The organism is Streptomyces sp. Ag109_O5-1 (assembly GCF_003814875.1).
GTDB lineage: Bacteria > Actinomycetota > Actinomycetes > Streptomycetales > Streptomycetaceae > Streptomyces > Streptomyces sasae.
Genome location: NZ_RKQF01000001.1, coordinates 4,156,851 through 4,181,925, shown reverse-complemented (window position 1 = coordinate 4,181,925; position 25,075 = coordinate 4,156,851). Strand labels below are relative to the sequence as shown.

The 25,075-nt window shown below is 67.4% G+C and carries 26 protein-coding genes and 1 tRNA gene; 16 read left to right on the top strand and 11 right to left on the bottom strand.

Features of this window, described 5'->3' with window-relative positions; genetic code table 11:
- Positions 1 to 161 precede the first annotated feature (161 nt).
- Both EDD90_RS18905 and EDD90_RS55530 read right to left on the bottom strand, forming a co-directional pair.
- Complete coding sequence (locus EDD90_RS18905) at positions 162 to 911, bottom strand: hypothetical protein (RefSeq protein ID WP_123974149.1); 750 nt, start codon at positions 909 to 911, stop codon at positions 162 to 164.
- 246 nt (positions 912 to 1,157) lie between these two features.
- Positions 1,158 to 1,234, bottom strand: a tRNA-Arg gene (locus EDD90_RS55530).
- A gap of 402 nt (positions 1,235 to 1,636) precedes the next feature.
- Between EDD90_RS55530 and EDD90_RS18900 the strand changes: the two genes are divergently transcribed.
- Positions 1,637 to 1,864: a hypothetical protein gene (locus tag EDD90_RS18900; protein WP_123974148.1), complete on the top strand. Its 228-nt coding sequence runs from the start codon at positions 1,637 to 1,639 to the stop codon at positions 1,862 to 1,864.
- 69 nt (positions 1,865 to 1,933) lie between these two features.
- Here the strand turns inward: EDD90_RS18900 and EDD90_RS18895 are convergent, their stop codons facing one another.
- Positions 1,934 to 2,467, bottom strand: coding sequence for a helix-turn-helix domain-containing protein (locus tag EDD90_RS18895; protein WP_185149145.1), 534 nt, complete (start codon positions 2,465 to 2,467; stop codon positions 1,934 to 1,936).
- 108 nt (positions 2,468 to 2,575) lie between these two features.
- Between EDD90_RS18895 and EDD90_RS18890 the strand changes: the two genes are divergently transcribed.
- The 3 genes from EDD90_RS18890 (at position 2,576) to EDD90_RS18880 (ending at position 4,222) form a co-directional block, all read left to right on the top strand.
- Positions 2,576 to 3,361 (top strand): SDR family oxidoreductase, encoded by a 786-nt coding sequence (locus tag EDD90_RS18890; RefSeq protein ID WP_123974147.1) that lies wholly within the window; start codon positions 2,576 to 2,578, stop codon positions 3,359 to 3,361.
- A 27-nt stretch (positions 3,362 to 3,388) separates the two neighbouring features.
- Entirely contained in the window at positions 3,389 to 3,748 is a 360-nt protein-coding gene (locus tag EDD90_RS18885) for a nuclear transport factor 2 family protein (RefSeq protein WP_123974146.1), read from the top strand.
- Positions 3,749 to 3,823: 75 nt separating this feature from the next.
- Positions 3,824 to 4,222: an ACT domain-containing protein gene (locus EDD90_RS18880; RefSeq protein ID WP_123974145.1), complete on the top strand. Its 399-nt coding sequence runs from the start codon at positions 3,824 to 3,826 to the stop codon at positions 4,220 to 4,222.
- 260 nt (positions 4,223 to 4,482) lie between these two features.
- On the opposite strand, the gene EDD90_RS18875 is transcribed toward EDD90_RS18880, so the two are convergent.
- Positions 4,483 to 5,394, bottom strand: coding sequence for an MBL fold metallo-hydrolase (locus tag EDD90_RS18875; RefSeq protein ID WP_123974144.1), 912 nt, complete (start codon positions 5,392 to 5,394; stop codon positions 4,483 to 4,485).
- A gap of 225 nt (positions 5,395 to 5,619) precedes the next feature.
- On the opposite strand from EDD90_RS18875, the gene EDD90_RS18870 reads away from it, so the two are divergent.
- Positions 5,620 to 6,480: a helix-turn-helix transcriptional regulator gene (locus EDD90_RS18870; RefSeq protein WP_123974143.1), complete on the top strand. Its 861-nt coding sequence runs from the start codon at positions 5,620 to 5,622 to the stop codon at positions 6,478 to 6,480.
- Between the two features lie 132 nt (positions 6,481 to 6,612).
- On the opposite strand, the gene EDD90_RS18865 is transcribed toward EDD90_RS18870, so the two are convergent.
- A complete protein-coding gene (locus EDD90_RS18865; RefSeq protein ID WP_123974142.1) occupies positions 6,613 to 7,320 on the bottom strand; it encodes a TetR/AcrR family transcriptional regulator in 708 nt (235 codons plus the stop codon).
- A 264-nt stretch (positions 7,321 to 7,584) separates the two neighbouring features.
- Here EDD90_RS18865 and EDD90_RS18860 point away from each other — a divergent pair, with 264 nt between their 5' ends.
- Both EDD90_RS18860 and EDD90_RS18855 read left to right on the top strand, forming a co-directional pair.
- Positions 7,585 to 9,027, top strand: a complete 1,443-nt coding sequence (locus tag EDD90_RS18860; protein WP_123974141.1) for an MFS transporter — start codon at positions 7,585 to 7,587, stop codon at positions 9,025 to 9,027.
- A 1,122-nt stretch (positions 9,028 to 10,149) separates the two neighbouring features.
- Positions 10,150 to 10,329 (top strand): hypothetical protein, encoded by a 180-nt coding sequence (locus EDD90_RS18855; RefSeq protein WP_123974140.1) that lies wholly within the window; start codon positions 10,150 to 10,152, stop codon positions 10,327 to 10,329.
- A 311-nt stretch (positions 10,330 to 10,640) separates the two neighbouring features.
- Here the strand turns inward: EDD90_RS18855 and EDD90_RS18850 are convergent, their stop codons facing one another.
- Positions 10,641 to 11,444 carry a VOC family protein gene (locus tag EDD90_RS18850; protein ID WP_185149610.1) on the bottom strand — a complete coding sequence of 268 codons (804 nt, stop codon included), beginning with the start codon at positions 11,442 to 11,444 and terminating at the stop codon, positions 10,641 to 10,643.
- Between the two features lie 389 nt (positions 11,445 to 11,833).
- On the opposite strand from EDD90_RS18850, the gene EDD90_RS18845 reads away from it, so the two are divergent.
- A complete protein-coding gene (locus EDD90_RS18845) occupies positions 11,834 to 12,046 on the top strand; it encodes a DUF5133 domain-containing protein (RefSeq protein WP_123974138.1) in 213 nt (70 codons plus the stop codon).
- A 179-nt stretch (positions 12,047 to 12,225) separates the two neighbouring features.
- Positions 12,226 to 12,438, top strand: coding sequence for a hypothetical protein (locus EDD90_RS18840; RefSeq protein WP_123974137.1), 213 nt, complete (start codon positions 12,226 to 12,228; stop codon positions 12,436 to 12,438).
- Here EDD90_RS18840 and EDD90_RS18835 read toward each other — a convergent pair.
- A complete protein-coding gene (locus EDD90_RS18835; RefSeq protein WP_260327930.1) occupies positions 12,384 to 13,304 on the bottom strand; it encodes a hypothetical protein in 921 nt (306 codons plus the stop codon). The genes EDD90_RS18840 and EDD90_RS18835 overlap by 55 nt on opposite strands.
- Positions 13,305 to 13,544: 240 nt before the next feature.
- Between EDD90_RS18835 and EDD90_RS18830 the strand changes: the two genes are divergently transcribed.
- Positions 13,545 to 13,850, top strand: a complete 306-nt coding sequence (locus tag EDD90_RS18830; protein WP_123974136.1) for a hypothetical protein — start codon at positions 13,545 to 13,547, stop codon at positions 13,848 to 13,850.
- Between the two features lie 299 nt (positions 13,851 to 14,149).
- Positions 14,150 to 14,806: a DUF6461 domain-containing protein gene (locus tag EDD90_RS18825; protein WP_260327929.1), complete on the top strand. Its 657-nt coding sequence runs from the start codon at positions 14,150 to 14,152 to the stop codon at positions 14,804 to 14,806.
- Positions 14,807 to 14,940: 134 nt separating this feature from the next.
- Here the strand turns inward: EDD90_RS18825 and EDD90_RS18820 are convergent, their stop codons facing one another.
- From EDD90_RS18820 to EDD90_RS55520, 4 genes are all read right to left on the bottom strand, one after another.
- Complete coding sequence (locus tag EDD90_RS18820) at positions 14,941 to 19,299, bottom strand: Tat pathway signal protein (RefSeq protein WP_260327928.1); 4,359 nt, start codon at positions 19,297 to 19,299, stop codon at positions 14,941 to 14,943.
- A 719-nt stretch (positions 19,300 to 20,018) separates the two neighbouring features.
- On the bottom strand, positions 20,019 to 20,630 hold the full coding sequence (locus EDD90_RS18815) for a hypothetical protein (RefSeq protein ID WP_123974135.1): 612 nt from the start codon (positions 20,628 to 20,630) through the stop codon (positions 20,019 to 20,021).
- Complete coding sequence (locus EDD90_RS57395; protein ID WP_260327927.1) at positions 20,623 to 21,075, bottom strand: hypothetical protein; 453 nt, start codon at positions 21,073 to 21,075, stop codon at positions 20,623 to 20,625. The genes EDD90_RS18815 and EDD90_RS57395 overlap by 8 nt, the downstream gene beginning before the upstream one ends.
- Entirely contained in the window at positions 21,072 to 21,332 is a 261-nt protein-coding gene (locus tag EDD90_RS55520) for a hypothetical protein (RefSeq protein WP_185149702.1), read from the bottom strand. The genes EDD90_RS57395 and EDD90_RS55520 overlap by 4 nt, the downstream gene beginning before the upstream one ends.
- Before the next feature lie 267 nt (positions 21,333 to 21,599).
- Between EDD90_RS55520 and EDD90_RS57390 the strand changes: the two genes are divergently transcribed.
- The 5 genes from EDD90_RS57390 (at position 21,600) to EDD90_RS59030 (ending at position 24,962) form a co-directional block, all read left to right on the top strand.
- Positions 21,600 to 21,806: a hypothetical protein gene (locus EDD90_RS57390; RefSeq protein ID WP_260327926.1), complete on the top strand. Its 207-nt coding sequence runs from the start codon at positions 21,600 to 21,602 to the stop codon at positions 21,804 to 21,806.
- A gap of 98 nt (positions 21,807 to 21,904) precedes the next feature.
- On the top strand, positions 21,905 to 22,975 hold the full coding sequence (locus EDD90_RS18805) for a site-specific integrase (protein WP_260327925.1): 1,071 nt from the start codon (positions 21,905 to 21,907) through the stop codon (positions 22,973 to 22,975).
- Between the two features lie 65 nt (positions 22,976 to 23,040).
- Positions 23,041 to 23,262 (top strand): hypothetical protein, encoded by a 222-nt coding sequence (locus EDD90_RS18800; RefSeq protein WP_123974134.1) that lies wholly within the window; start codon positions 23,041 to 23,043, stop codon positions 23,260 to 23,262.
- A 952-nt stretch (positions 23,263 to 24,214) separates the two neighbouring features.
- Positions 24,215 to 24,586, top strand: coding sequence for a transposase family protein (locus EDD90_RS59035; RefSeq protein ID WP_398924758.1), 372 nt, complete (start codon positions 24,215 to 24,217; stop codon positions 24,584 to 24,586).
- Positions 24,498 to 24,962: a transposase family protein gene (locus EDD90_RS59030; protein ID WP_398924756.1), complete on the top strand. Its 465-nt coding sequence runs from the start codon at positions 24,498 to 24,500 to the stop codon at positions 24,960 to 24,962. Before EDD90_RS59035 ends, EDD90_RS59030 begins: the two co-directional genes overlap by 89 nt.
- Positions 24,963 to 25,075: the final 113 nt, after the last annotated feature.

Sequence of the window (25,075 nt, the reverse complement as noted above, 5' to 3'; positions counted from 1 at the left end):
GGTTCTGCTCCGCTGCTTCGGCCCGGTCGGCGTGCACAAGATCCCCCAACTCGTCCACCGGCCCACTGACGGGCGGCGACCGAAGACAGTGCGACAGCGGTCTCAGCCATGCTCATGTGTCTCAGCCTCGGCATGGTCTGAGACCGGGACGGCGATGTGGTTCATGCCTCCCAACGGGTGGTGATGGCTTCCGCGACGCTGAAGATCGCATCGCACTCGGCGCACTGTGCTTTGCCGAACACGTAAGTCAACCTATGCGCGACATCGGCCTGGGCGTCTTCGAGTGCGCGACTGTGAAGTCTATGGGCCAGCCCCTCCAAGGCTGATGGGTTCGCAGGCTGCAACGGGACCTTTCTTGCCGCGGTCTCGTTCATGTACATGCTGTCTGTGGTCGAGAAGAAGCCGTACTCGCCGAAGGCTATGAAGTTCTCCGTACTGCATGCGGGACAGGGGACTTCGAATTCCTCGTCGTTCAGTCCGTCGAGCTGTTCGCCCCATACCTCGACTCCTTCGAAGCCGAGGAGCGCGGCGAGCAAGTAGACGTAAGCGTCAGGGTCGTCGGCGAGGGTGGGATCCCGAAGAGCTTCCTCGGTCAGTCGCGTCAGGTCGGACATCTCGGAGGCGTAGGCGACGTGGGGATCTTGATCGCCGTATGGCTGATCAACGCTGGCCACAATGGCGCCGGCCAGGCAGAGCGGCATCAGCCGGTCCGAGGGTGACCACTCGCGTGCCATGTCCCGCAGGGCAGGCAGGGCCGCGTAACTTGCTGAGTAGACGGTGCCCTGATGGCACAGCCGGGACCAAAGTTCCGTCCAGTCCGAATCCTTTGGAACCGCGCTCACTGCATCGAGCAGGCCGGGAATGTCTTCTGCCGTGCCATAGGCGTGGTGGAGCTGGGACCAGTCCGTCATGCCGATGATCTAAGCAGTCGGGTGCGGTGGACTTCACGGATGGGGCCGTGCCACTCGCCCCGCTCGAGGACAAGCCAGGCCCAGCGGCATAAAGAGGGGAGCGACCTGTGGCAATGCTTCAAGATCCCGTCCACGCCTCGTCTCAGCCCCCGACTTGCAGCCGCTCCGGGCCGCATACGCCTGCACAGACACGAATCCCCGGCCTCAGCGTTTCCGCTGGTGAGGGGATCTTTGGGCACCTCGTAGTGGGTGCCCTCGGCAGGATTCGAACCTGCGCACACGGCTCCGGAGGCCGTCGGATGATCACATGATTCCGCAGGTCGGGGGAGTGTCTGGCGGGCCGTTAGGTCCGTCGTCCCGCGCATGTCCCGCGAAAATGAAATGTTCCGTTTGGGCGCTTCTTTCTGATCGGCAGTCGGTACTCGTCGGTCGCCTCCTGTGGCGGAGGTCGTGACTTCCTTGGATAAACGTAGGGGTATAGGGTGCCGCCTTCAATCGTACGGAGAGGCGTTCCCCGGGGCGCGTGGATGAGTGAAGTGCGCCCCTGGCTCCCCGCGGGCGACAGCGCGGCGCCTTGGGCGAACGTGCGTGGGCGTGTATCCGCGTGGAGGTTCCGGCTCCCGGCGCGGGGGAGGGAGGCCCATTGCCGGTGCTGTGCCGGAGCGCTGGCAGCGCGGCCAGGGTCCACCACGATCGTCATCCGCACCCACAACGGATCGGCGCTGGTGCACCACACGTCCATTCACGAGATCATGGTCTTTGAGGCAGATCACCTTGATCGGCTCGCCCGGACAGGCTGGAGCTTCACGGGCACATGGCGGGCCACTGCGGTCACCTCACCGCTGGAGGGGGCCGGTTATCGCGACCTCCTCATCCCCTGTATGGACCGGGGCCTCGATCAGATCGTTCGCATGCGAGCCGCGCTGCTCGCCGGCTACCGTCGCACCTGCTGACCAGCGCCTTTGTGTCCGACACTGACAGATCTGGGTTCCGTGACCGGTTCGACGACGAGGCGGGAGGCACTATCCTTCACCTACCTCCACACCTTCAGCCGGCTGGCTGCGGGTCAGGCCGGTGTGGGGGTATCGGGAGCGCATTGCGGCGCTGGCTGCGGGCCCTGCGGTGAAGACGTAGGTCTGGCTGTCATCGAGGCGGCGGCCGGTCTTGGCGTCGACGACCACGGGTTCGACTTCTTCGCCGCTTGCTGCGTCGATGAGGATCATGCTGCGCTGCGGTGGCGCGAGGCGGTTGTTGCCCCACGCGGCCAGGGCGACGATGACCGGTCGCAGGGAGCGGCCGAGTTCGGTCAGCACGTATTCGTGGCGTACGGGGTTGGTCTGGTAGGGCCGGCGCTCCAGCAGTCCGTCCGCGACGAGCGTCTTCAGCCGTGCGGTGAGCATGCTGGAGGAGATACCCAGGTTCTCCTGGAACTCATCGAAGCGCGTGTAGCCGTCGAAGGCGTCATGGAGAAGTAGCAGCGTCCACCACTCGCCGACGTGCTGCACGGTCGTGGACAGCGGGCACTCCCGGTCCTCCAGTCTGATCCGGCCTGCCATGGCGACCCCCACTAGTTGGTGCTAAAGTCGAAGTTACTTGCTTCTATTTTAGCAGTAATGCGGGAGGTTGCGACCCGCACGGCCGCGCTCCCAGGAAGGCAACCCAACATGACGACGCCTGTCAGCGACTCCCTCAAGGGCCGGCGCGCGCTGGTCACCGGCGGCACCAAGGGGGTGGGCGCGGCCATCGCCCGGCGCCTGGCCCAGGCCGACGCCACCGTGCTGGTGACTTCCCGCAACCGGCCGGACGACGTCGCCCCCGAGACGTTCATCGCCGCCGACCTCCGTACCCCCGAAGGGGCCTCCACGGTGGTCGCCGAGGTGCTCGACCGCCTGGGGGGCATCGACATCGTGGTCAGCAACCTCGGTGGCTCCGCCGCGCCGGCGGGGGGATTCGCGGCGCTGAGCGAGGACGACTGGGTGACCGAACTGAACACCAATCTGCTGGCCGCGGTTCGCGTGGACCGCGGTCTGCTGCCCGGCATGATCCAGGCTGGCAAAGGGGTCATCGTGCACGTCACCTCGATCCAGCGGCGCATGCCCTTGTGGGACGGCACGCTCGCCTATGCCGCGGCCAAGGCCGCGCTGGCGACCTACAGCAAGGGGCTGGCCAACGAGGTCGCCCCGCACGGCGTACGCGTCAACACGGTCTCGCCGGGCTTTGTGCAGACCACCGCCGCCGACCACCTGGTCGCCCGGATCGCCGACAATGCCGGCGTCAGCCACGAGGCGGCCCTGGAGCGGCTCATGGCATCGCTGGGCGGCATCCCCCTGGGGCGCCCCAACCGGCCCGAGGAAGTCGCCGAACTGGTCGCCTTCCTCGTGTCCGACCGCGCTTCGTCCATCGTCGGCGCCGAGCATGTCATCGACGGCGGCACCACTCCCACCCTCTGACCCTCCCTCCCCTCAGACAGGACAGCCGTGCCCGCAAACCAGCACGAGAGCATCGACCCGGCCGCACTGCCCGCCGTGGTCACCCGCTACCTGAAGGCACATCGCGCCCACGACACCGCCACCGCTCTCACCGCGTTCAGCGGCGATGCCACCGTGACCGACGAAGGCAACACCCACGAGGGAACCTCGGCAATCGAGAAGTGGCTGAACCGCTCCGCCAGCGAGTACACCTACACCACCGAACTCACCGGCGCCCAGAAGACCGACGCGACCCACTACATCGCCACGCATCACCTCGAAGGCAACTTCCCCGGCGGAGAAGTCGACCTGCGCTACCAGTTCACCCTGCGCGGCGACCTCATCGAGCACCTGGTGATCGAACCATGAGACACATATCCAGGGGGTGCCGCCCGAGTCAGGGCGGCGAAGTCGGGTCAAGAACGTGTGTGGAGGGTGTTGATCGTGGCTGGTGAGAGTGACCTGCGAAAGCTGCTGACCGGTATGCGCCCGCAACTGAACCCGGGCCGGTATGTGTTCACCGCCGTCGGCGGTGGCATCCCACCCGGTGCCACCCCCGTCGTCACGGTCGCCGAGCAGGAGGGCCTCACCCTGGTCGTGCGGCAGGAGGAGGCTGACGCGGCCGGGCTGGCGTACGAGTACGTCGCGGGCTGGATCACGCTGCGCGTCCACTCGGCGCTGGAGGCGGTCGGTCTGACCGCCGCCGTCGCCCGGGAACTCGCCGATGTCGGTCTGAGCTGCAATGTGGTGGCCGGTTTCCACCACGACCACCTGTTCGTGCCGTACGAGCGTGTCGCTGAGGCGGTGGCCGTGCTGGAGGAACTCGCGCGACGGTCCGCCTGAGACGGCCGGCGCCATGCCGGTCACAGTCACTTGTCGACAGCCGCACCAGGACCGTCAGTTCGCCGCGGACGGCGAACCGCCGGACCGGCCGTGGCCCCTGGCAGTGGCCACGGCCGGTCATCTTGCGGGAGGAGTACGGCTCAGCGGCGCGTCCCGGGTAGTGCGCGTGCGCGGCCCCTGCGGGTAGCAGTGCCCCGAATTCCGGAATCCCCCCATGAAGCCCGTCCGTGACGGCGGCCGGGCATCGGTTCTGCCCCCGCTCAACACCCCGGTGAGCCTGGGCTGCCAGGCCGCCGCGGGATTGTCCGCGTGCGTGACGGGCCGGTGCAGGTGGTCCAGCTGCGTGGAGTGCCTGCGGTGATGTGCTGGAATTCCAGACCGGGGAAGTGGTCCATGCCGATGGCCACGTCCCGTCCCTCAAGCTCGGTGAAGATCTTCTGACGGGTCTGGGACGCGCGCTGGGCGTCCGCGTCGGACAGGAAGGTGATGCCCGGGTCGGTCAGCTGCAGCGGATGCTGGACGGCGTCTCCCAGCAGGTACGCTTCCTGGCCTTCGGAGGCGATCTTGAGGATGTAGTGGCCCGGGGTGTGCCCCGGCGCGTGGTGGGCGGTGATGCCCGGCGCGATCTGCACGGTGGGAGCATCGACGGGGCGGAGGCTGCCCGCTGCCTTCGCGGCCTCCATGCCCACACGGCCCTGGTCGTCAGCGGGCGCGGGGGCTATCAGGGCGTCCCAGTCCGCGGCCCCGTAGACGACCTCGGCAGCGGGGAAGAACAGCGTGCCGCCGGGTGCCACCCAGCCGATGTGGTCGTAGTGGAGATGGGTGAGGAACACCGTGGTGATCTCGGCCGGCGTGACGCCTGCCGCGGCCAATGCCGCAGGCAGGAGACCGCCCACCGACAGGTACTTCGGAGGGGCGCTCAGCTGGGCGAGCCGGGCCATCTCCGGCGGGAAATCCAGGTTGTCCGGACCGCTGCCCGCGTCCAGGAGGATCGTGAAGCTGTCGCCCTGGATGAGGAAGCACCCCGTGGGGATGTGATAGGTCCCGTCGTCCTGGATCAACTCGGGGTGGGCGGAGGCGTCCCAGCCCGGGTAGAACATGGGCGGCAGATGGCTCGACCCGGCCGTCAGAGCAGTGACCCTGACGTTGCCGACGCTGATGGCTGTGGGCATGGATGTCCCTTCGAGAGCTGTGGTGGGGATGCCTGGTCGTCGCAGCGCACGAACTGCATCAGTCTCGGCGCTCTGCGTAGGGGCTATGGCTCAAGCCAACCACTGCGGCAGCGGCCGAAGAGGCCGCAGAGGGGTCCGTATCGACCCGGGATCTGCCGGACAGGGGGCGTGCCAGGCCCCCCTTGGGGGCATCGTGAGGGCGCGTCCGGTCCTACGCTGGAGAGCATGACGCGCGCACGCTCCGGCACCGGGGGCAACTGTGAACTCCGTGATTTCCTCCGTGCGCGCCGAGCCCGCGTCACCCCCGAGACAGCTGGTCTCATCCGGCAGCCGGGGCCTCGCCGTGTTCCCGGCCTTCGCCGCGAGGAAGTCGCCGAGCTGGCCGGCGTTAGCGTGGACTACTACGTACGTCTGGAGCGGGGCCGCATCCCCCACGTCTCCGCGGCCGTCCTCGACGCCGTAGCCAAGGCCCTGCGCCTGCATCCCACGGAACGCGATCATCTGATGGTCCTGGCCAAGCAGCCGCATGCGCCCGGCCCTCCCGCCTGTCCGCCGCAGCGCGTGCGTGAGGGCCTGTACCGGTTGCTGGATTCCCTCCGTGACACCCCCGCAATGGTTCTCGGCCACCGCGGCGACGTCCTGGCCGGCAACCGCGCGGCCCGCGCGCTCTACACCGACTTCGACGCCCGGCCGCAGCGCGAGCGGAACATGGCCCGGTATCTCTTCCTCGATCCAGCAGCCCGCACCCTGCACACCGACTGGGAAACGGTGGCCCGCGAGACCATCGCCGCCCTTCACCTCCACGCCGGCCGCCACCTGCACGACCCCAAACTCGCCCACTTGGTGAGCGACCTGGCCGACCAGGACGCCGACTTCCGCCGCTGGTGGGCCGACCACGACGTGGTGCCGCACACCGGTGCCACGCTCTACAAACATCCGCTGGCCGGAGACCTGACGCTCTACCGCGAGACCTTCACCCCCACCGCCGACCCAGGGCTGGTCCTCACCCTCTACACCGCCGAACCAGGCTCGCCTTCCGAACAGGGCCTGCGTCTGCTCACGGAAGACACAACGCCGGACACCTGACGCGACCCGAGGGGTGCGTGACCCACCACCCTGACACCGCAGCCCGGCTCGACAAACCCTGCCCGGCCGCCTGCCGGACCGCCACCCCGCCGCCGGCAGCCCTTCGGCGGGGGCGCTGCGCCCGGCCGGGTATCACCGTGCAGAGAGGCGGCCCAGCCAGTCCCGCAGCAGCGCGGTCTCCGTCGCGCTGAGGACATCGGGAGCGTCGTCGAGCACCGAGGCGAGCGTGACGGCGGCGGACGCCACCGTCGAGGCGGCGCCCTCCTGCCGGTCCTCGGCACGCTCGCTGGTGGTGACCGCGTCGAGGACCGCGTCCCGTACATGGGCGGACATACGCAGGTCGGGTTCGTCGTCGGGGTCCGTGATGAGGGACATGATCACGCCGCTGCTGGCCGCCATGATCTCCGCCGCAGCATCTGACGGAGCGATCGCCAAGAGCCCCTGCTTCGCCGCGGGTTCAAGCGCCTCCAGCAGCATCGCCTCGACGTCCGACACCACGCCACAGCGGGTGCCGCGTCCCACGCGGGCGTAGATGTACGCGTAGAACATCGGATGCTCCAGGCCGAACTGGACATGCCTGTCCCAGCCCTCACGGATCTCCTGGACCGGGTTGCCGCCGTCGGCTCCGTGCTCGCGCTGCGCCGCCAGGAAGTCGCGGAAGCCATGACTGACCACCGCGTCGAGCAGGCCCTGCTTGTTGCCGAAGTGGTGGTAGAGCGTCGGCGCCTGAACGCCCGCCAGCTCGCAGATGGCACGAGTGGAGACGTCCTCGCCGCCGGAGTCCTCCAGGAGCTTGGCACCGGCGAGGAGCAGTCGGTCGCGTACAGGCGTGGTTGGCATACAGCTACATTACTCGCTATAGCGGCGTCAGACTAGTAATGATGCTCACATCAACGTCGCTCACACCACCGTCTTCCGTCCCTCCCCGCGACGAGTCCGCCACCTCTCACCAACCCCTCCGACGATCTCATTCAGGCATGTGACCTGTGACGATCAGAGCAGCTCGCCAACCATCGTCACGATGGGGCACCCATCTGTATAGCGTCGATATATTTTGTTGTAGCGCGCCATTGTGTGTGAACGTAGCGATGCTATATTCGCTTCATGACTATGACAGATCAAGCAGCGGACACGGGCGCAAGTCCCCAGGCCGCGAAGCTGGGCGGCCGTGCGGCGGGTCTCCTGGCCGTCTTGTGCGCCGCGTTCTTCCTCGACGCGCTGGACACCTCGATGGTGGCCGTGGCGCTGCCCACCATTCAGCACGCGCTCGACATGTCGCTCAGCCAGTTGCAGTGGGTGGTCTCGGGCTACGTTCTGGGCTTCGGCGGATTCCTGCTGCTCGGCGGACGCGCGGCGGACCTGCTGGGGCGCCGCAGGGTCTTCCTCGTCGCGCTCGTCGCGTTCTTCCTGATGTCGGGACTGGGCGGCATCGCCGGCAGCGGCGAGATCCTCATCGCGAGCCGCTTCCTGAAGGGCATCGCCGCGGGCTTCACCGCCCCCGCCGGCCTGGCCATCATCCTCACCAGCTTTCCCGAGGGGCCGGTCCGCAACCGGGCGCTGGCGATCTACTCCTCCACCGGATCGGCGGGCTTCACCTTCGGGCTGATCTCCGGCGGCCTGCTCAGCGAAGCCGGATGGCGCTGGGTGTTCATCATGCCGGCCATCGTCGCCGGACTCATCCTGCTCGCCGCGCCGCGCCTGATCCCAGCGGACCGGCGCGGTGAAGGACGACGCCAGAAAATGGACATACCCGGTGCCGCCACCGTCACCATCGCCATGCTGCTGCTCGTCTACACCCTCACCGAGGCCCCCGCGGCCGGCTGGGCTTCCGCCCGCACCATCGGATCACTGGCCGGCGTCGCCCTCCTGCTCACCGCCTTCGTCCTGATCGAACGACGGCACCACTCCCCGCACCTGCCGCTGAGCCTGCTGGCCTCCTGGCCGCGGGTGCGCGCCAACCTCGGCGCGATGGCCTTCGTCGGCGGGTGGGCGAGCGCGCAGTTCATGGCCACCCTGTACATGCAGGAAACCCGCGGCTGGTCCGCCCTGGCCACCGCGGCCGCGTTCTGGCCCTGCGGCGTCCTCGGACTCTTCGTCGCCCCTCGCATCGAGAAAATGATCGGCCGCCACGGAGTCCAGCGGGTCCTCGTCCTCGGCCTGCTGCTGACCGTGGCCGCCTACCTTCTCATCCTGCCCATCGGCATGCACTCGGGCTACTGGACCGCCCTGTTCCCCACCTTCGCCCTCATCGGCATCGCCTTCGCCCTGTGCTTCAGCACCCTCAGCATCACCGCCACGACCGGCATCGCACCCGACCAACAGGGTGTGGCCAGCGGACTGTTCCAGACGTCCGCCCAATTCGGCACAGCCCTCCTGGTCGCCGTCACCACCGCCGTCAGCCAGGCCGCCACCACCCCGGGGTCACCCGCAGGCGCACTCCGCGGTTACCACGCCGGCCTCCTCGTACCCCTGATTGCCGTAACCGCCGTCCTCCTGCTCACCCTCCCTGCCGCCCTCAGAAAGACCGCCCCAGCACCCGCACAGTGACATCGCCCCCTACCGCCGAATGCGGCTTTGGCACACCAGCACGCCTGGTGTGCCAAAGCCGCATTCGGCCACACCCCCGACCACACGGCGGGACCTCCAAAACCACGGGAACATCCCCCGGCTCCTGCCCACCTACTGAGCACGACCGCACACGCAGGCCGCCCCAACTCCGGCCACGGGACGCGGGAGCATTCCCTGACTTCCAATAGCCGGGGTTACCAGCATGGGCGTGGTCGCCAGTGGCCGGCCACTCGTCACACGCAGGCATCGTGCACGCACGGAGGAGATGTGAGAGGGGGTGTTGGCGAGTTGCCCGACGTCGCCGGGGCGGAGTTCTCCTCGGGTACCGGAAGCGGCTGCCGCCAAGGCGTGGACGTGTCGATCTTCGGTGCGGTTCGGCCGAGCCATTGAGCCGTGGTCCTCGCCTCCGCACTGGTTGGAAGGGACACAGCAAGGAGGCGGAAAGGAGCGGAGGGCCGGAGCTCGACGCACACGACGGGTCTGCCGGACCGGATGGCCACGAAGTCCAGCCCGGCGTGGTGGCTGCGCGTGCCGATGCACCGGACCCCTGGAATCCAGACGCCGCGCTGCGGGACTCCGCGCAGGGCGCGCCACCAGTCGGGTTCGACCGCCACCCGGCACACCGCCGTCAGCGGCACGCACACGTCGCCGCGGCGCGCGGCTGTCTTTTCCCGCCATGCCAGGTGCACGACCAAGTCATCACCGTCGGCGAACATCCGCGCCATCGCTCCGCTCCTCCTTCCCATCTTCGTTCGGGAGGCTGCTGTATGGCGCGCGGGCGTTGTCTTTCTTGGCCCCCGCAGGGTTGGGCGCGGCCGGGCCGGATCACCCGACGAGCAGTGTCTCCGGGGCACACTGAAGCTGTGCGCCGAACGCGCTGGTCAAGCAGCTCAATGCAACGTTGCAGAGACAGCTGACGGTCCCCGGACCAACGACGTGACCAGAATCCATGTCCACGCCCGCTCTGCACGCCTCCTCGTCGCCACCCACGTGGCGAGCGGCGATGACGGTGGGCACGTGATTACCCCGTTGCTCACAAATTCTCTCGCCGCGTCACGGCCGAGGGTGGACCATGGGGTTAGCGAGCGAAGGAGGCCCATCATGCAATCCGGAGCCTCGGACTACGACCGCTGGCTATACGCGCATACCCCGTCGCAGGCCGAGGGGGAGCGCGACGAGCCGGGCGAGCGCAGCGCCATGGAACAGCACCCGGACGTGCCCAGGACCGAACCATCTCAAGCGGAGGGCGAGCGGGCGGACGACGTCCCGACGAGACAGTGAACTGCGTGCCGGGGAGCCGGAGTCGGCCCGGATGCTGCGCTCGAGAATCCATAGCCCGGTGTCGTGCGTGCGCTCGACGTGCCACTGCCGACTGGCCTGGATCGGTGTGCCTTCTCGCCCTGGTGGGCGATGCGACCGTGCAGGTGGCGGGTGGGGAGCTCGGTGCGGGTCGGATGACGGTCATACCCGCTGGACGAACTCGGCGAGCTGGTCGGCGGTGATGTTACGGGCCATGTCCGCTTCGCTGGTCATGCCGATCACGACCTCGTCCTGGGTCACTGGGAGGCCCTTGATCCGGTGGCTCCGCCTTGTCAGTACTGCCGACGCGAGGTCACGGTGAACTGGGCGCCGTCGGGGTCGCGCAGCGTGGCCTCCCGCCGGCCCTCTGCCAAGACACTGCCGCCGTACTTCTCCGCGGCTCGGACGCACGGTCCCACGTCGGCAACGGTGAAGTGGACCTGCCAGTGCGGCCGGACCGAAGGGTCGGGTGGCGTCTCCAGCGAGCCTGACTCGATGCGGGCCACGACGTCGCCCCGGCTGCGCAGCAGTACTTCGCCTCCCGCGTACTCGACCTCGCAGCAGCCGGGCAGGTCCGAGGCCCAGTCGAGGGCCTCGCCGTAGAAGATGGCCGCGTCGAAGGCGTCACGGGTGTGCAGGGTGATGAACGTTGGCGCTGCCTGCCGCCACGCCTCCCACTCGGTGACGAGTTTTCCCTGCCACACCCCGAAGCGGGCCCCGTCGCGGTCCGCGAGCAGCGCCGCCCTCCCGGGAGGGAAAGAGATCGGTCCCACTGCCACGGTCCCGCCGCGCTCCCGGAAGTGGGCGACCGCCTCGTCCGCGTTCGCCACGGCGAAGTACGGCGTCCAGGCCACGGCCATCTGCCACGTGGTAGCCATCTCCGCGATCCCTGCGACGGGTACCCCGTCCGCCAGTGCGGTCCGGAAACGGTCGCCGAGTCTGGCGGTGCGCCACTGCCAGCCCAGTACGGCCCCGTAGAAGTCCTGCGTGGCGTCGAGGTCGCGGCTGCTCAGACTCACCCAGCACGGCGCGCCGAACACGGAACGCGTGGAGACGGCATCCGTCGCACCGGAGGAGTCTGCGGTGCCGTGGTTCATAGCCATCGCGCCCTGGGTTCGTACGCCGTCAGCCACTGCTCTGCCCCCAGTGTCTGACCAGAGTTCTGGTCCTGCATGTCTGTTGCGGCGAGTTCGCGGCTCCACCTGTCCGGCGCACTTCGCTCCCAGGCGCAATTCGTTGGTTCTGCCGTGGCAGCACGGCGATATGGCACGGGTGTGCAGTACACGGAGTTGCGGGTGCAGCTCCAGCGCGCGTCCTGGCGCGCAGCGAGCCCGCGTTCATGGGGCGCCTGGGCGTTGCCGGTGATGAGGACGGTGTGAACGGGGTCGCGTCGCCAGACCCTGTGCCCACCGATGTCAAGGCGGAGGAGGTCAGTGCGACCCCGCACCGAGGTGCGACCGCCTGCTGATGCCCCACGTCAGGACCGCTGCCGCTGCGCTTCGCGCGCAACGGTCTGCTGCGGGATCCGCTGAGCTCGCTCAGTTACCGCTGGCTCGACGGCGCCGCCTACACACTCTGCGTCCTCATGGGACAACGCAACGCCGCAGACGCCGTGGCACAGGCAGAGAGCGTCCTCGCCCGGGCCTCGACCGAGCACGGCAGGCGCCGGGGCGGGCACGCGCGCGCCGCCATCCGCTGACGCCGATGCCGCACCGCGGCCGACCGCTCGTTCCGTCGGCACCCAGGCCGTACCCGCGGGCGCCGCCTCGCGCGGGAGCAGTGGATTTATGGTGGTCGTGAGGGATTTTATTCGGTCATCGAGCCGAGCGGTGGACGCCGCTTCACCTGGTGTCCTGCTTGTCCGTCTGCGGGGACGTCATGCGAGTCGAACTGGTCCAACCCGCCGCCAGCGTGCTCTTCGAGGTGCCGGACGAGATGCACGAGGAGATCATGGCGCTCATCGACGCGGTCACCGAGGACGCGGAGATCAGGGCGCCGGACCTGGCGGCAGCGTTCGGTGAGTGGTGCTGGCTCGTTTACACGGTCCACGGAGAGGTGATCGAAGTACTGGACGTCGGCTGCGCGCAGTGAGCCTCTACTCGGTCGCCTGACTGCCACCGCGTATCGGGCCGGGACTCGTAGTGCAGGCTGTGGAAGCGGCCGTCCTCCTCGCGCCCTGCGGGGTCGCCTCCCAGCGCCCGTACCGCCTCGATCGCATACCGCTGTTCCCGCTCGTCGGTGAAGAGACGCTGCGGATAGGTGTGGGAGACATCGACGGTGGTGCTCAGACCGTGCACGGCCAGTGCCCGGACGATCGGGTGGTACGACACGGTCCGCAGAACGAACGCGCTGACCCACACCGGCCTTCTGGCACTGTCCAGCAGTGCCCTGAATGTGCGAGCGGTGATATAGCTGCCGCCGCCTGTCAGCGTGATGAGGCCGACCTCGGCGAGCGCGCGCCTCAGACCGGGGCTGGGTGGGCTCTGTTCCAGGTCGTCGGTGAAGGCGGCGTCCAGCAGTCCCACCTCGAGTGCGTACTGCACGGCGGGTGCCGCGACGTCCAGGCCGAAGACAGGTACTGCGTCCGGTCGGCGTCGCTCGGCATAGAACTCCTTGTCCCATGCGGCGAGCTCTGCCGTCGACATCGTCCGGCAAGCAGGGGAGGTGTACCGCTCGTACATCTCCGCCAGGGTGACGTCGTGGTTGAGCAGCGCGGCATTGGTCCCGTACGAGCAGCACACGTCCAGCATCGCCAGCCTGCCGGGGTGGCCGTCGTCGAGCTCGGCCCGGTCGGTTGCCACCTGCCGGAAGACCGGCTGGGCATGGTGCGGGATCTCGTACTCAAGCGGGGCCAGCCGTTGGAAGTATGCGCGAGGGTCCGGACGGTCGTAGATGTCATCGAACCGCGACTTGCCGCCCGCTACACCGCCGGTACCGCCGGGACCGGATTCGGCCATTTCATACTCCTCCTCCTGGAACACTGATTTATGTCCATCATGTTCCGCCTTCCGTGCCGGGGACGTCTGCCGCGCACGGCGCAGTACAGGGCACACCGGGTCGCGATTCAGCCCCTGCCGACACCACAAGGGGGATTCTCCGTAGCACCGCGATCGCCGCTCAGGCGCAATCGGTGCTGCGGACCTACGGTGGTCGCATGGGCGCCGACAAGCCGGGCTGACGTAGCGCAGGAGGATGGGATGGATGAACACTTCGTCTGGGTGTCGACGCGCCGCATTCGGCCGGGCACCCTCGATGACTTCGAGAAGGCGTGGCGGCCGGCCACCCATCCAGAGGGTATGCACCGCGCCTTCGCGTACTGGTCCGAGGACGGACAGGAGATCACCGGGGTGTCCTTCTGGGACTCCAGCGAGGCCTGCGACTCCTGGCGAGCCTCCGAGCCGGAGACGCAGCGGCGTGCCGCCATGGCCCCGTACGTCGTGGAGGAGCGGGAAGGCTTTTACCGTGGCCGTGAACTCGCCATTCCCAGCGGTCGCCCCGGGTGAGGGGCCCTGCATGAGTGGCTCAGCAACGGGGGACCCGGTGGGTATGGGGGCGCGCCTGGTTCTGTTCGCGGAGATTCGGTTCTGGCTCAGCTTCCGCTTCCGTACGGCAGTCGCTCTGAGTGATGGCTGGCCGTCTCGGGCCGCCTTCTGAAGTTGCCCCGAAAATCAGCCGCCGCCAGGCGCGCCGGTCCCTTTGCGATCACGAGGATCTGGCGATCTTGGAGTCTCAACGATCTCGGCAGGTCTGGAACAGCGGTCTCCGGCCGGAAACGGTAACGACCCACCAGGGTGACGAGGCCATGCGGCAAGATGAGGACATGACGAATCGCGGTGTGCGCTGGCTGGCGGAGTCCGAGTGGCACTACAGCGTCACCTTCGCCCGCGGGATCACGCCGGACGAGTTGGCTGTGCGGCTCGGCGCTTCACCGGCAGGTGTGAAGCCCCTGGCGACCGCCTGGGAAGCCGTCGGGCTTCTTACCGATGCAGATGTAGGCGTCGCACGGGTGGGGGAAGCGCAGGGGTGGGTGTTCGCCGCCGAATACGGGGAAGCCCCCGGGGCCAGGCACGACGTCCTCAAGAGGATTTCGCGCAACGGTGTCGAGGCGGTGAATCTTGATCCCCAGGCATTCCACCCGCCTTCCTTCTTCTCCTACGCCGCCGACAGCGAGTTGCTGTGCTCGTTCGGTCTTGGCGAGGAACGGAGGCGCTGGGGATCCCAGCCGGATCTTCTCCAGGAGGAGCTGGAAGCGGCGGGCATCATTCTTCCGACGGGCGATTACCTTCAGGTGAGCGGCGCGCGGCACAGTCTGCGGATCGCCATGTCGCTAGGTGTGATCGAGAAGCATTTCGGTATCTCATTGCCACGCGATCTGCTGGAGGACGGCAGGCTTCCGCTGGTAGTAGTCAGCGGAAGCCCTTCCCTCGACGCGCTGAGCGACGACGTTTTGAATACATGAGTGAGGGGGTGGAGTCCGGGCGGACGCCACCCCCTCATGTGTCACGAGCTGCCGCCCCAAATTCTCAACCGGGGCAATTCTTGTCCACCAGCTCCGGAAGATCTCTCAGTGACCTTCCGGCCCGGCGAATACGGCTACGGGTTTGTGCGCTGGAAGGTGCACGTGGTGTCTGCCGATGTGCAGTGGTCGAACCCCGGCGTGGCTAGCCAGAACGGGTCATCTCCGAGCATCCGGTTGTACCAGACGAAGCCCCCGGTGCGACCGAATGGCGCCAGGGCGCCGGTGTTCTGAGCCAACGGGATGCTGGCGCGGCCGCACTTCTCCGACCAGGTGGGCAGGGGGTAGTTGTCGTCGTAGTACAGCGTCCAGGTGGTGTCGTTCAGCGGTGTTGCGTAGTACTGCGCACACTGGTCGCCGGAGGTGACTCCGTTGGCCGGTACACCACCACTCTCGTTCGTGGTGGCGAAGGCGTACTCGTCACAACTGGCGTCTGGAGTCTCGGTACGCCCCTGCCAGCTGTCGGGGCACACCACCTCCCGGTTGTCGCTTTGCCCGTCCGTCAGGTAATGCAGAGGCGTGTTGTGCGCCCTACTGCCGAAATGATTGCTGTTCTTTTCTTTCATGAGCCAGTAATAGGCGCCGGCTGCTGGGTAGCGATCGGTGTTCACCGTGAAGGTCGGGGTATAGGCGGGGAAGACGCATCCCGCGTTCGCGGCGCCTTTGGTCATGTCATCACAGCGGACGTCCAGATCCCCGATGGTGTTTCCGAGGTCGGCCTCGTCCGATACGTCCGGGAGTTCGGAGATGCTCCCCGTGATACTCCACCCGAGAGTGATCCTTTCCTTGCCGGTCCCGTTCCACAGGGTCTGGAAGGAGACGCTTCCGACGTGGCCGTCCTCCGGGCCGGCCCATGTCAGAGCTCCGTCCGTCCGTTGCTGGGACTGCGTGCAGTCGGAACAGTCCGATGCCGCGTTCCAGCGTAGTGTCACCGCACCCAGGGTGGGGTCGATCTCGGTAGGCACGAGGGAAAGGGTCTGGTCGAACTCTCCGAGGTTGTTGTAGAGCTTGATCTCCTGTTGCATCGCAAAGTGCGCGGTGCCGACCACTTTCTCATCCACGAGGAAGGTCACATTGAGCGGGGACAAGGCTTTCAGGCAGGCATCCGTGCGTGTGTACCAGTCATGGCCGGCGCTTTGGGTGTCGCACCAGGGGACGATCGAGTTGGCGTTGGCAGCGGTCAGGGCCTTTGCCATCTGCTTACCGAGTTGGGATGTTCTCGGTTGTGCCTTGCCGTTCACGCAGATCTTGCCGCCGCCCGTCTCTGCGGGCGAGCACGTCGTATTGTCTGTGATGGCCGACGTGCTGCTCAGGGCGGTTGCCGCAGAGGGCAGCCCGCTGTTGCGGTGGGCTTCCTCGACGTCGCCTTCCCAACTGGGCATCGGCGCGCTGTCATCGGGGTTGGGGAAGGTGATGCTCGGCATGTTGCTGTAGTCGCCGGGCACGAATGCGACGGCGTCATAAGCGACATCCTTGTCGGCGGCACCGTCCGATGTGGAGTTGGTCAGCTGAACCTCGGGGGCCCGGTTCTTGAAGTTGTAGGCGCCGAGGGAGACCCAGCTGTTGTTCTGGGAGTTCTGATCGATGGTTTTGGTCACCGTGCCGAAGGGGGTGATGACCTTGTAGATGGCGTTGGTGACCTGCGCGCCGGTATCCGGGATGTGCACGTAGACCTTTGCCTGACCACCAGAGACGGCCGAGCTCAGCTTCCAGTCGCCCAGGATGGTCATGCGTCCGCCGTCGCCGCCGAGATGGGCGGCGTCGCGCGCGTGGGTGAACCAGAAGTGGCCGTTGTAGCCGCCGCCGATCTGGTGCAGGTCGGCTTTCGCGTCGTACTGTCCGAGGCCCGGTCCGGTGGCGTTGGGGTCCGCGTAGAAGGTGAACTGGAATGAGCCGTCGGTCGTGGTGGTGCCGCAGTTGCTCCAGGTGTCGGTTCCTTGCGGTACGGACTCGACGATCTTCGCGCCCGAGGGGGCGCCGGAGCATACGGGTGTGCCGTACTGGAGACGGTAACCGCGGCCGGGTTCATTGACCAGGGTCAGGTATTTGATGTGCTCGTTGCCGCAGCTGGTGGCGCAGTCGGATTTCCAGGTGACGTTGGTTTCGTGCCACCAGTACTGGGCGTAGCAGGCGGCGTCGGGGCAGTTGGGCGGGTTGGCCGTGTCGCAGTTGTTCTTGGTGTTGCAGAACGCGTCGAGGGGCGGTGATATGTGTGCCCGGCGGTATTTCCCGCTGGCCGGGTCGATGACGGTTCCGGTGGTGCCGTTCCAGGTGGCGGGGTAGAAGCCGGCGGAGGAGAAGCCGGATTCTCCGGGCCAGTCTTGGCGGCCGGAGGTGGCGTAGGAGTGGCCGGTGTCCTGGGACCAGGCGGCCCAGCCCATCACCTTCTCCTCGTAGGGCCAGTTCTGGGGATGTGCGGCGTCCTTGGCGGCCAGCGGGTCGAGGTCGGTGTTCAGGAAGGCCAGCCGGGAGGCGGGGTAGACGGGGTTGGCGGGGTTGTTGTACCAGCCCAGGCCCCAGTTGCCGTTGGTTCCCGCGTCGGCCTTCTTGTTGAAGCCGAGGTTGTAGTTCCACACGGCGGTGAACCAGTTCTCGGGCTTGGCCGGGTCGTCGTTGTTGACGGTGATCGTCTGGCCGGACTGGTGCACCTCGTTCCACTTGTCGGCGAGGATGTAGAGGGAAGCGGCGATGTTGGTGGTGTAGTCGAGGGCGATCGCGCGCTGCGTGGTGACGTCCTTGGACTTCTCACCCGGCTTCTCGTATCCGGCCTTGCGCATGCCGTCGGTGACCTGGCCGACGCCGTAGCCGCAGTCGGACTTGTCCCAGTGGATGGTCCAGAAGTCGTCGAGGCTGCCGCCGGTCTGGTGGCCGTAGTAGCCGTCGACGGCCGCGAGCGGGCTGCCCATCTGGCCGGGGATGGCGCCGGACTCGGCCTGCCACAGGTTGGACTCCTGGGCGAGGATGCCCAGTTCGACCTGGGCGGGTATGCGTTGTCCGGTGCCGGTGTTCAGCGGCGGGTAAGGAAACAGGCCCTGGGGGTCGATGGTGGAGAGCCCGGTCTGCGCGCGCCAGCCGCCCTGGGTGAGGTAGCCGGAGCGCAGATCGTTCCGGACGGCCATGTCCACAGCCCATTCGACCTGGTTCGGGGTGGGCTGGAGGGCCTGGGACTTGACGTCGTTGCGGGGCACGGAGCACCAGGCGTCGGTGTCGATGGGGTCGTGTGCCCTGGCGTCGTCGTCGGCCGTGGTCAGCATGCTCATCGTGGACAGCTGCGGTTTCGAGGAGCCGGTCAGCGCCGGCGACGGCCTGCCGCCCGCGGTGGAGCCGGGCTCGGCGGTCTGCTCTTTCGTATGCCGTCCGGTGCCCGCAACTGTGCCGGTGACGGTCAGGACATGGCTGGTGTGGCCCGTCGTCGTCTCGGCCGCGGGTTCCTTGGCCGCGGTGCTGGTGAAGTCGCGGCCGGCATCCTTGATGTTGTCGACGCCCGCCTGCACGGCCGGGGAGACCACCGGGTCGACGGCGAGTCGTCCACGGGTGGAGAGTTCCGCGTCGGGTGAGACATTCAGCGCCTTGATGCCGCTGGCCCCGAAGCCCTTGCCGTGGCTGGCCTTCCCGGTGAGGTAGACCGTGCCGTCCGTGCCCTGGCGCAGGTTCATCGCGGTGAGCTTGCCGCTGGCGACGGTCGTCTTCTTGCCGTGCGCGTAGGTCTGTACGTTGGCGTCGGTGTCGCCGGTGCGGTCGACATAGCTGACCGTGCCGTCACTGGTCACATGGATGCCGTACGGAGCGTGTGTCGTGGCGGCGAGCTCGGCAGTCCTGCCCTTGTGGTCGATGTGGACGAGCCGGTTCCCGGCGGCGGCGATCACACCGTCCTTGGTGGGGACGGCGGAGGTTATCTCGCCCTTCGCGGTGGTGTCCGCGACCGTGGTGCCCTTCGTGTTCACCGTGACCAGACGCGTCTTGGTGTCGCGGAGCGCGGTGAAGACGGCGGTGTGCGTGGCCGGGCTGCACGTGGGGTCGAAGTAGGCCAGGGACGCGGTGAACGGCTGCTTGGTGACGCTGCCGTTGTCGAGGTTGACGATCGCGGTGAACGCGCCGCCCATCATCAGGTCGGGCTTGTTGGTGAAGGTGCGGGGAGCGTAGACGACGGCTGCGTGGTGGTCGTCCATGACGCAGCTGTTGCCGATCCAGGTGTCGGCCGGCAGCTGGGGTTCACTGAGGACTGCTGCCGTCTTCCAGCTGTAGCCGTTCCTGCTGTCGGCGACCAGGAGATGCAGGCCGTCGCTGTCGGCGACGGCGGTCACAGCCCGGTCGGCGGAGGCTTTCCAGCCCTTTCCGAGAACGGTGTCTCGATCCTTCAGCGGGACCGCCGACGCGGACTCCTTCTCCGGTGCGACGGTCTGCTTCTGCGCAGACTTCTTCGACAGGCTCGGCATCGCTGCTTGTGCAGCGCTCGTGGTGAAGGCGGAGGCGATCAACGCGGTTGCTGCAGTGATAGCCAGTACGGATGACTGGCTCCTTCTTCTTCTCCGTGATGGGTAGCGCATGATCTGCTGGCTTGTCCTTCCAGTAAGTGGTCAGCCTGCTAATGCAGTTGTTGGCTTCGGCGGAAGGGCCAGTAGCCACGGCGCCTTGCGTCCGCTGCCGTCTGTCCGGCGTGCGAGCCAAGCGACCCTGCTGTTCGCATCCGGACTTGACGAAACCTCGCCCATACCTTCCGCGTGCATCGATGTAGATCTTTGGTTGCTGCGGACTGGGTCCGAGGGCTGGTCGCCTATCGGGCTGCCTGGCTCTTGACGTCGGGGCGGGAACGCCTTCGATGCGAAACCTGTTTGAGGCGCCCCAGTGGATATCGTTGGCGACGCTGACATCGATGTCGTAATGGGCGGGCTCGTCGGTGTTGTTGTGAACCGTGACGGTAGTGAACACGCGGTCGTCGGCTGTGGCGTCCACTTCTGCGCTGCCGTAGGACAGGATCTTGGTCTCGCCGTTCTGCGAGAACGAGGCTGTCGGCTCCGACGCGTGAGATGGTTCACTGGGTGCAGCCGAGGGCAAGGAGGCACTCGGCTGCACGGATTGCGTTACCGGGCGTGGAACTCCAAAAGGGTGGAATGCCGGTGGCAGCCCGCACGAGGTGCGGGGCGCACTTGACAGGTCATTGGGCGTTGCCGAAAGGGTCGTACTTGACGACCTTCAAGCTGATCTTCGAACCCTCCGCCGCCTCCTTGACACCGGAGGCCGTGATGTCCGTCTTGGTCGGCCACGTGAGTCCCGGCCAAACACCGTCGGCTTTCTCGGTCACAGAGAAGGGAGATATCCGTCGGCCGCCCAAGACTGTCACGGTGACTGTGTAAGTCATCCGTTTGTCACCGGTGTTCTGAATGGTCAGCGGTACGAAGACCCGTCCCGACTCCAGGCGCGGTGTGTACGCGATGACCTCGCCACCCGCTGCCGTGGCCGCGGCCTTGCCGAACCCGTAGTCACCGGGGCTCGGGACAGCGACGTTCCTCGGGCTGACGGGATCTCCGCTGGGAGCGGCGGCCGCGCGCTGGGCAGCTGCCTTCTGTGCTGCCCTGCTGAGGCTGTCGGCCGTGTCCGACGGCTTGGGTGCCGCCCCGGCGGCTACCGAAGATCGCAGCGAGGAGGAGGCGTCGGGCTGCTGGCTCGTCTGGGTGCCGCAGGCGGTCAGAGCAAGTGGTGCCGCTGCCAAGGCAATTAACAGGAATTGCGCGGAGACCCGGTTCTTGCCGGGCAGGTGGTCAGTCACACATATACTCGGACGAGAAGTTGATGTACAAGCTGCTGGAGCTCTGGCCCATTTTCGCTGTCACGGGCACGCAGACGGAACTGGAGACGTTGACGGGGCCGGCGTACTCGCTGAAGTTCCCGGAGTCTGTGTCGCAACCGGTCCCGTCCACCTTGCACACGTGCAGGTACATGTACTGCGACTTCCCAACATTGTTGTCGAGGATCGCGCACCCCTTGCCAGCGTCCACATAGGAGTACAGCGTGGCCAGCCGCTGGCTGGGGTCCACACCATCAGGAAGCGGCTCGGCTCGGAACAGCGTGTATCCGGACCCGCAGACGGTAGCCGCCGCGACCGCAGCTTGGGGGTCGGCCTGCACAAGGGCTCGCGTGGTCGCGTCGGCTCTCTGTGAGATCCGGTGCAGCCGTCGCGACGTGCAGGGGCTGAACTCCTCAAGGCTCGTCATGTCGCCGATCTCCTGAGGTATCCGCACCAGGTTGCTTCCGTACAGCACAAGGTCCGTACCGCCGTCAGCCGCCCGATCGACGTCGGCAGTGTCACGATCTGCCGCCGCTCCTCAGGACTCAGCTCCGGCAGCGGGCGGAACTCCTCCCGCCCGTCGGCCACCGCTACTTCGATCAGTTCCAGCAGCGCGAGCCAGCCCGGGGCGCTGGTGTCCTGGATTCGGCCGTGGAAGGACGTCGCTGCGCCGCGCGAACTCACCCGGACCGGCTGAAACAGTGGCAGCGTTCCTGCGGTACCCCGGGCCGGGAGTCCACCGCCTCGGGAAAGCGGTTCGTGAAGACCTGTGCGGGCACACAGAACACTGGCCACGCCGGGACCGGTTATGACCAGTGGTGCCGGAAGTGGGACAGAACGTCCGACAATCCGCGCTCGTCAACCGGACGCTGCCCGGGTGCCCTCTTGCAGGGGGATATTGGAGTGGATGTGCCGGGCAGCCATGCTCCCGCCGATCAGAAGGAGGCGGGTATGGACCTGAACGGACAGCACGGCGCCGCACCTGAGCCCGAGCAGCCTGCGGACGGATCCCTGGCGCGGCAGCATGGTGGTGGACGTCCGGACGGCGGCAGCGTGGTCGCGGGCTTGGCGGGAGAGTTCGGTGCGGAGCTGGTGCGGGCCATTCGGGTGGGACTGGCTGAGGTGAGCAGCTCCGGCCACGGGGGCCGTCGCAACTGAGCTGGTACGCCTTCGCGGCCCAGTACGCGCGAGCTCACTGCCCAGGCCGGGCGGCGAAGACCCGGGACGAGGTCAGCGATGCGCTGACGGCCGTCACGATGGCGATGCTGGGGGACCTTCCGGGTCGGCCGAGCGGGCAGCTGCTGCGCCGTGCCCTGCGGCACTGGGCGTTCGTCACGCTCCGGCCGGGACAGGGGGAGATGCCAGCGCAGGACCGGCTGGTGCTGCAGTGGGTGGCGAAGGCGTCCCGTCCGCTGGTGGATCTGCATGATCCGGTTCTGGCGCGTGACGTGCTGGAGTCGCTGCGGCGCAAGCTGGACGGGGGTGAAGCGGCGGTGGAGACGATGCGCCGCAAGCGCAAAGTGCTGGTGCACGCCCTCCACTACGCCGTGGAGCGGGGCGAGTTGGGCAGTCATCCGCTGGCGAAGATCCGGTGGCGGGTGCCCAAGCCGGCGGTTGCGGTGGATCCTCGGGTGGTGGCCAACCCGTACCAGGCGCGGGATTTGCTGACCGCTGTCTCCTACGTGGGCGGCTACCGGCGGGCTCGTGGCCGTCGGCTGGTCGGGCTCTTCGCCGGCATGTACTACCCGGGCCTGCGTCCGGAGGAGGCGGTCGCGGCGGCGCTGCCGGACTGTCGGCTGCCCGGCGCCGGCTGGGGTCGGCTGATCGTGCACCGCACCCGGCCGCAGGCGGGTAAACGGTGGACCGACTCCGGCGAGTTCCACGACGATCGCGGGCTGAAGAACCGACCGCCGGGCGATATCAGGGTGGTGCCGCTTCCGCCGTACCTGGTGGCCCTGTGGCGCGAGCACGTCGACACCTTCGGGACCGCCGACGACGGCCGGCTCTTCTTCAGCGAACGCGGCCGCGTCCTCACCTACACCACCTACCACCGGGTCTGGAACGAAGCCCGCGGCCTCGGTCTGCCGCCCGCCATCACCAGCACGCCGCTCGCGAAACGCCCGTACGACCTGCGGCACTCGGCCCTGTCTGCTTGGCTGTGCGCGGGGGCGGACCCGGCCGAGGTCGCCCAGCGGGCGGGCACCAGTGTCGAGGTATTGCTGTCCCGGTACGCGAAGTGCCTGTACGACCGGCAGTCGATCAACAACCAGCGCATCGAGGGCCTGCTGAGCGCCTACGACCGGCCGCCCGAACCGGATGTGGCGTGACGAGTTCGGCACCGTGGTTGGGGGAATGGGAACAGGGGATCTCGGCAGTGGCAAGACATAGGCGTGTGGCGGAAGTTGAGAAGGTGACCCGGGAGCGGCTCGACGAACTGGTTGCCGACGAGGGGATCTCGTTGGTTCACCGTGCGCTGTGGTCGGCGCTGTGGGACGGCGAGGCGCGGGTGGCGGATTGGCTGCGGGCGGACGTCGAGGACGTGGACCTCCCCGGCCGGCGGGTGCGAGTGCGGGAGCCAGTGAGACCGGACACGCCGGTGGGTCCCGGTGAGTGAGCTGACGGCCTCGCTGCTGGGCCGGTTGATCGGTGATCTGGCGAGCGGGCCGTTGTTCTTCGAAGGCCCAGTGCAGCTCACGCGTAAGAGGGCCTTCTCCATGGCGCGCAACTGTGCGGGAACCAGCCTGCATGCCTTCCGGTCTGGCGGTTTGAGCGCGGGATTCACTCAAGCAGTCACCTGGCCCGAGTCGTAGCGCCGCTGACTGGTTGGCGATGAACGCGAGCACCGGCGCGCCGCCTCCGGGCGGTCGCCCTGCCGGTGGGAAGGAGTGTTCGGCCCCGCTCGCCCGGCAGCTGCCGCGCTGCGCAGCGTCAGCTTCTGCTCCAACCGGACGGTCGCCGTACTGAATGCCGACACCATCACCGTGTGGAACACAAAGAAGGCAAGCCTCGTCGGCTCGCCCCTGGCTTTCAGCGCCGCCCCCGCCCGTGACTACACCCAGGGATCCATCGTCACGGCAGCGGTGTGCCGCCCAGGAAGCACCGCACAAGTCGCCATTCCGTCCCTTTGTTCCCATGCTGTCGAAATATAGGACGCCGTCAAACGCACCCGCGTGAACCTCCTCGTCGGTGAGGGCAAGGCCAACATCGAACCGGCCTGGTTCAGTAAAGACGGCAACCACCTGATCATCGAGGGCAGCCAGGCCGACAGCCTCTGGGACGTTCCCACGGCCGCAGGATCGCGAGCCTGCCGACCGCCGGAGACATCGTCACCGAAGCAGCCGGCGACTTCTCTGCCGCCCTCATGGCGACAACCACCACCTCCCACACCCTGATTGCCAGACTGTCGACGGGGACACCAGCAGCCCTTCGCGCCGGCAACGACCCTGCCATTGAGGGTTTTCAGGGTGGCCCCCGGAAGGGTGACGGCGGGACCGTAGGCAACGGACAGGGCTCCCGTGCCGTTGAGAGAGGTGTCTAGGTCTCAACTCTCCAGCTCAGGAGCCCTGTTGGTCCCGTATCCTGCCGTACTCGACCTGCCGCACGCACTGGTGGAGTGGGTGACGATGCTGATCGTCACCCGTGAGGGTGACCGACGCTGCAAACTCCGGCCGTCCGAGCGTGCGGTGATCGCTCTCGCGTACCTGCGCCGACACGACCCCCTGGCTCAACTCGCCGCCGGTTTCCGTATCTCCGTCGGCACCGCCCACGCATACGTCAACACCGTCGTCGAGCACCTGGCCGACAAGGCGCCGGGCCTGCTGAAGGTCCTGCGCGAGACAGACCCCGACTATGTTCTCGTGGACGGCACACTCGCCGAGTGCGACCGGGTCGGCGACGGGCGCGCGGACTACTCGACGAAGCACAAACGGCCGGCGTGAACGTGCAGGTCATCATGGATCCGGCCGGCGTACGCTGTGGCTCTCACCCGCCCTGCCCGGCCGAACGCACGACCTGACCGCCGCCCGCACCCACAAGATCATCAGGATCTGCGAGCGCCAGGGCGTCCCCATCCTCGCCGACATGGCCTACATCGGCGCGGGCGAGTGGGTCACCACTCCCAAACGCCGGCCGCCCCAGGGCGAACTCACCCCGACCGAGCAGACGGCCAACCGGGCCTTGTCCGCGGCCCGCGCACCCGTCGAACGCGGAATCGCCTGCCTTGAATCCTGGCGAATCTTCCGCAGAGCCCGATGCAGCCCCAACCGCATGACGTCAATCGCCAAGGCCGTCCTCACCCTGGAGCGGCACCGCTGAAAGAGCTCATTGATCGCCTGGACGAACGAACCCACGCACAGGGTCTTCGCTCCACTTCCCCAGGACATCGTCAATTACATCAAGATCGCCTCTTGGCGCTTCTTCGATGTTGG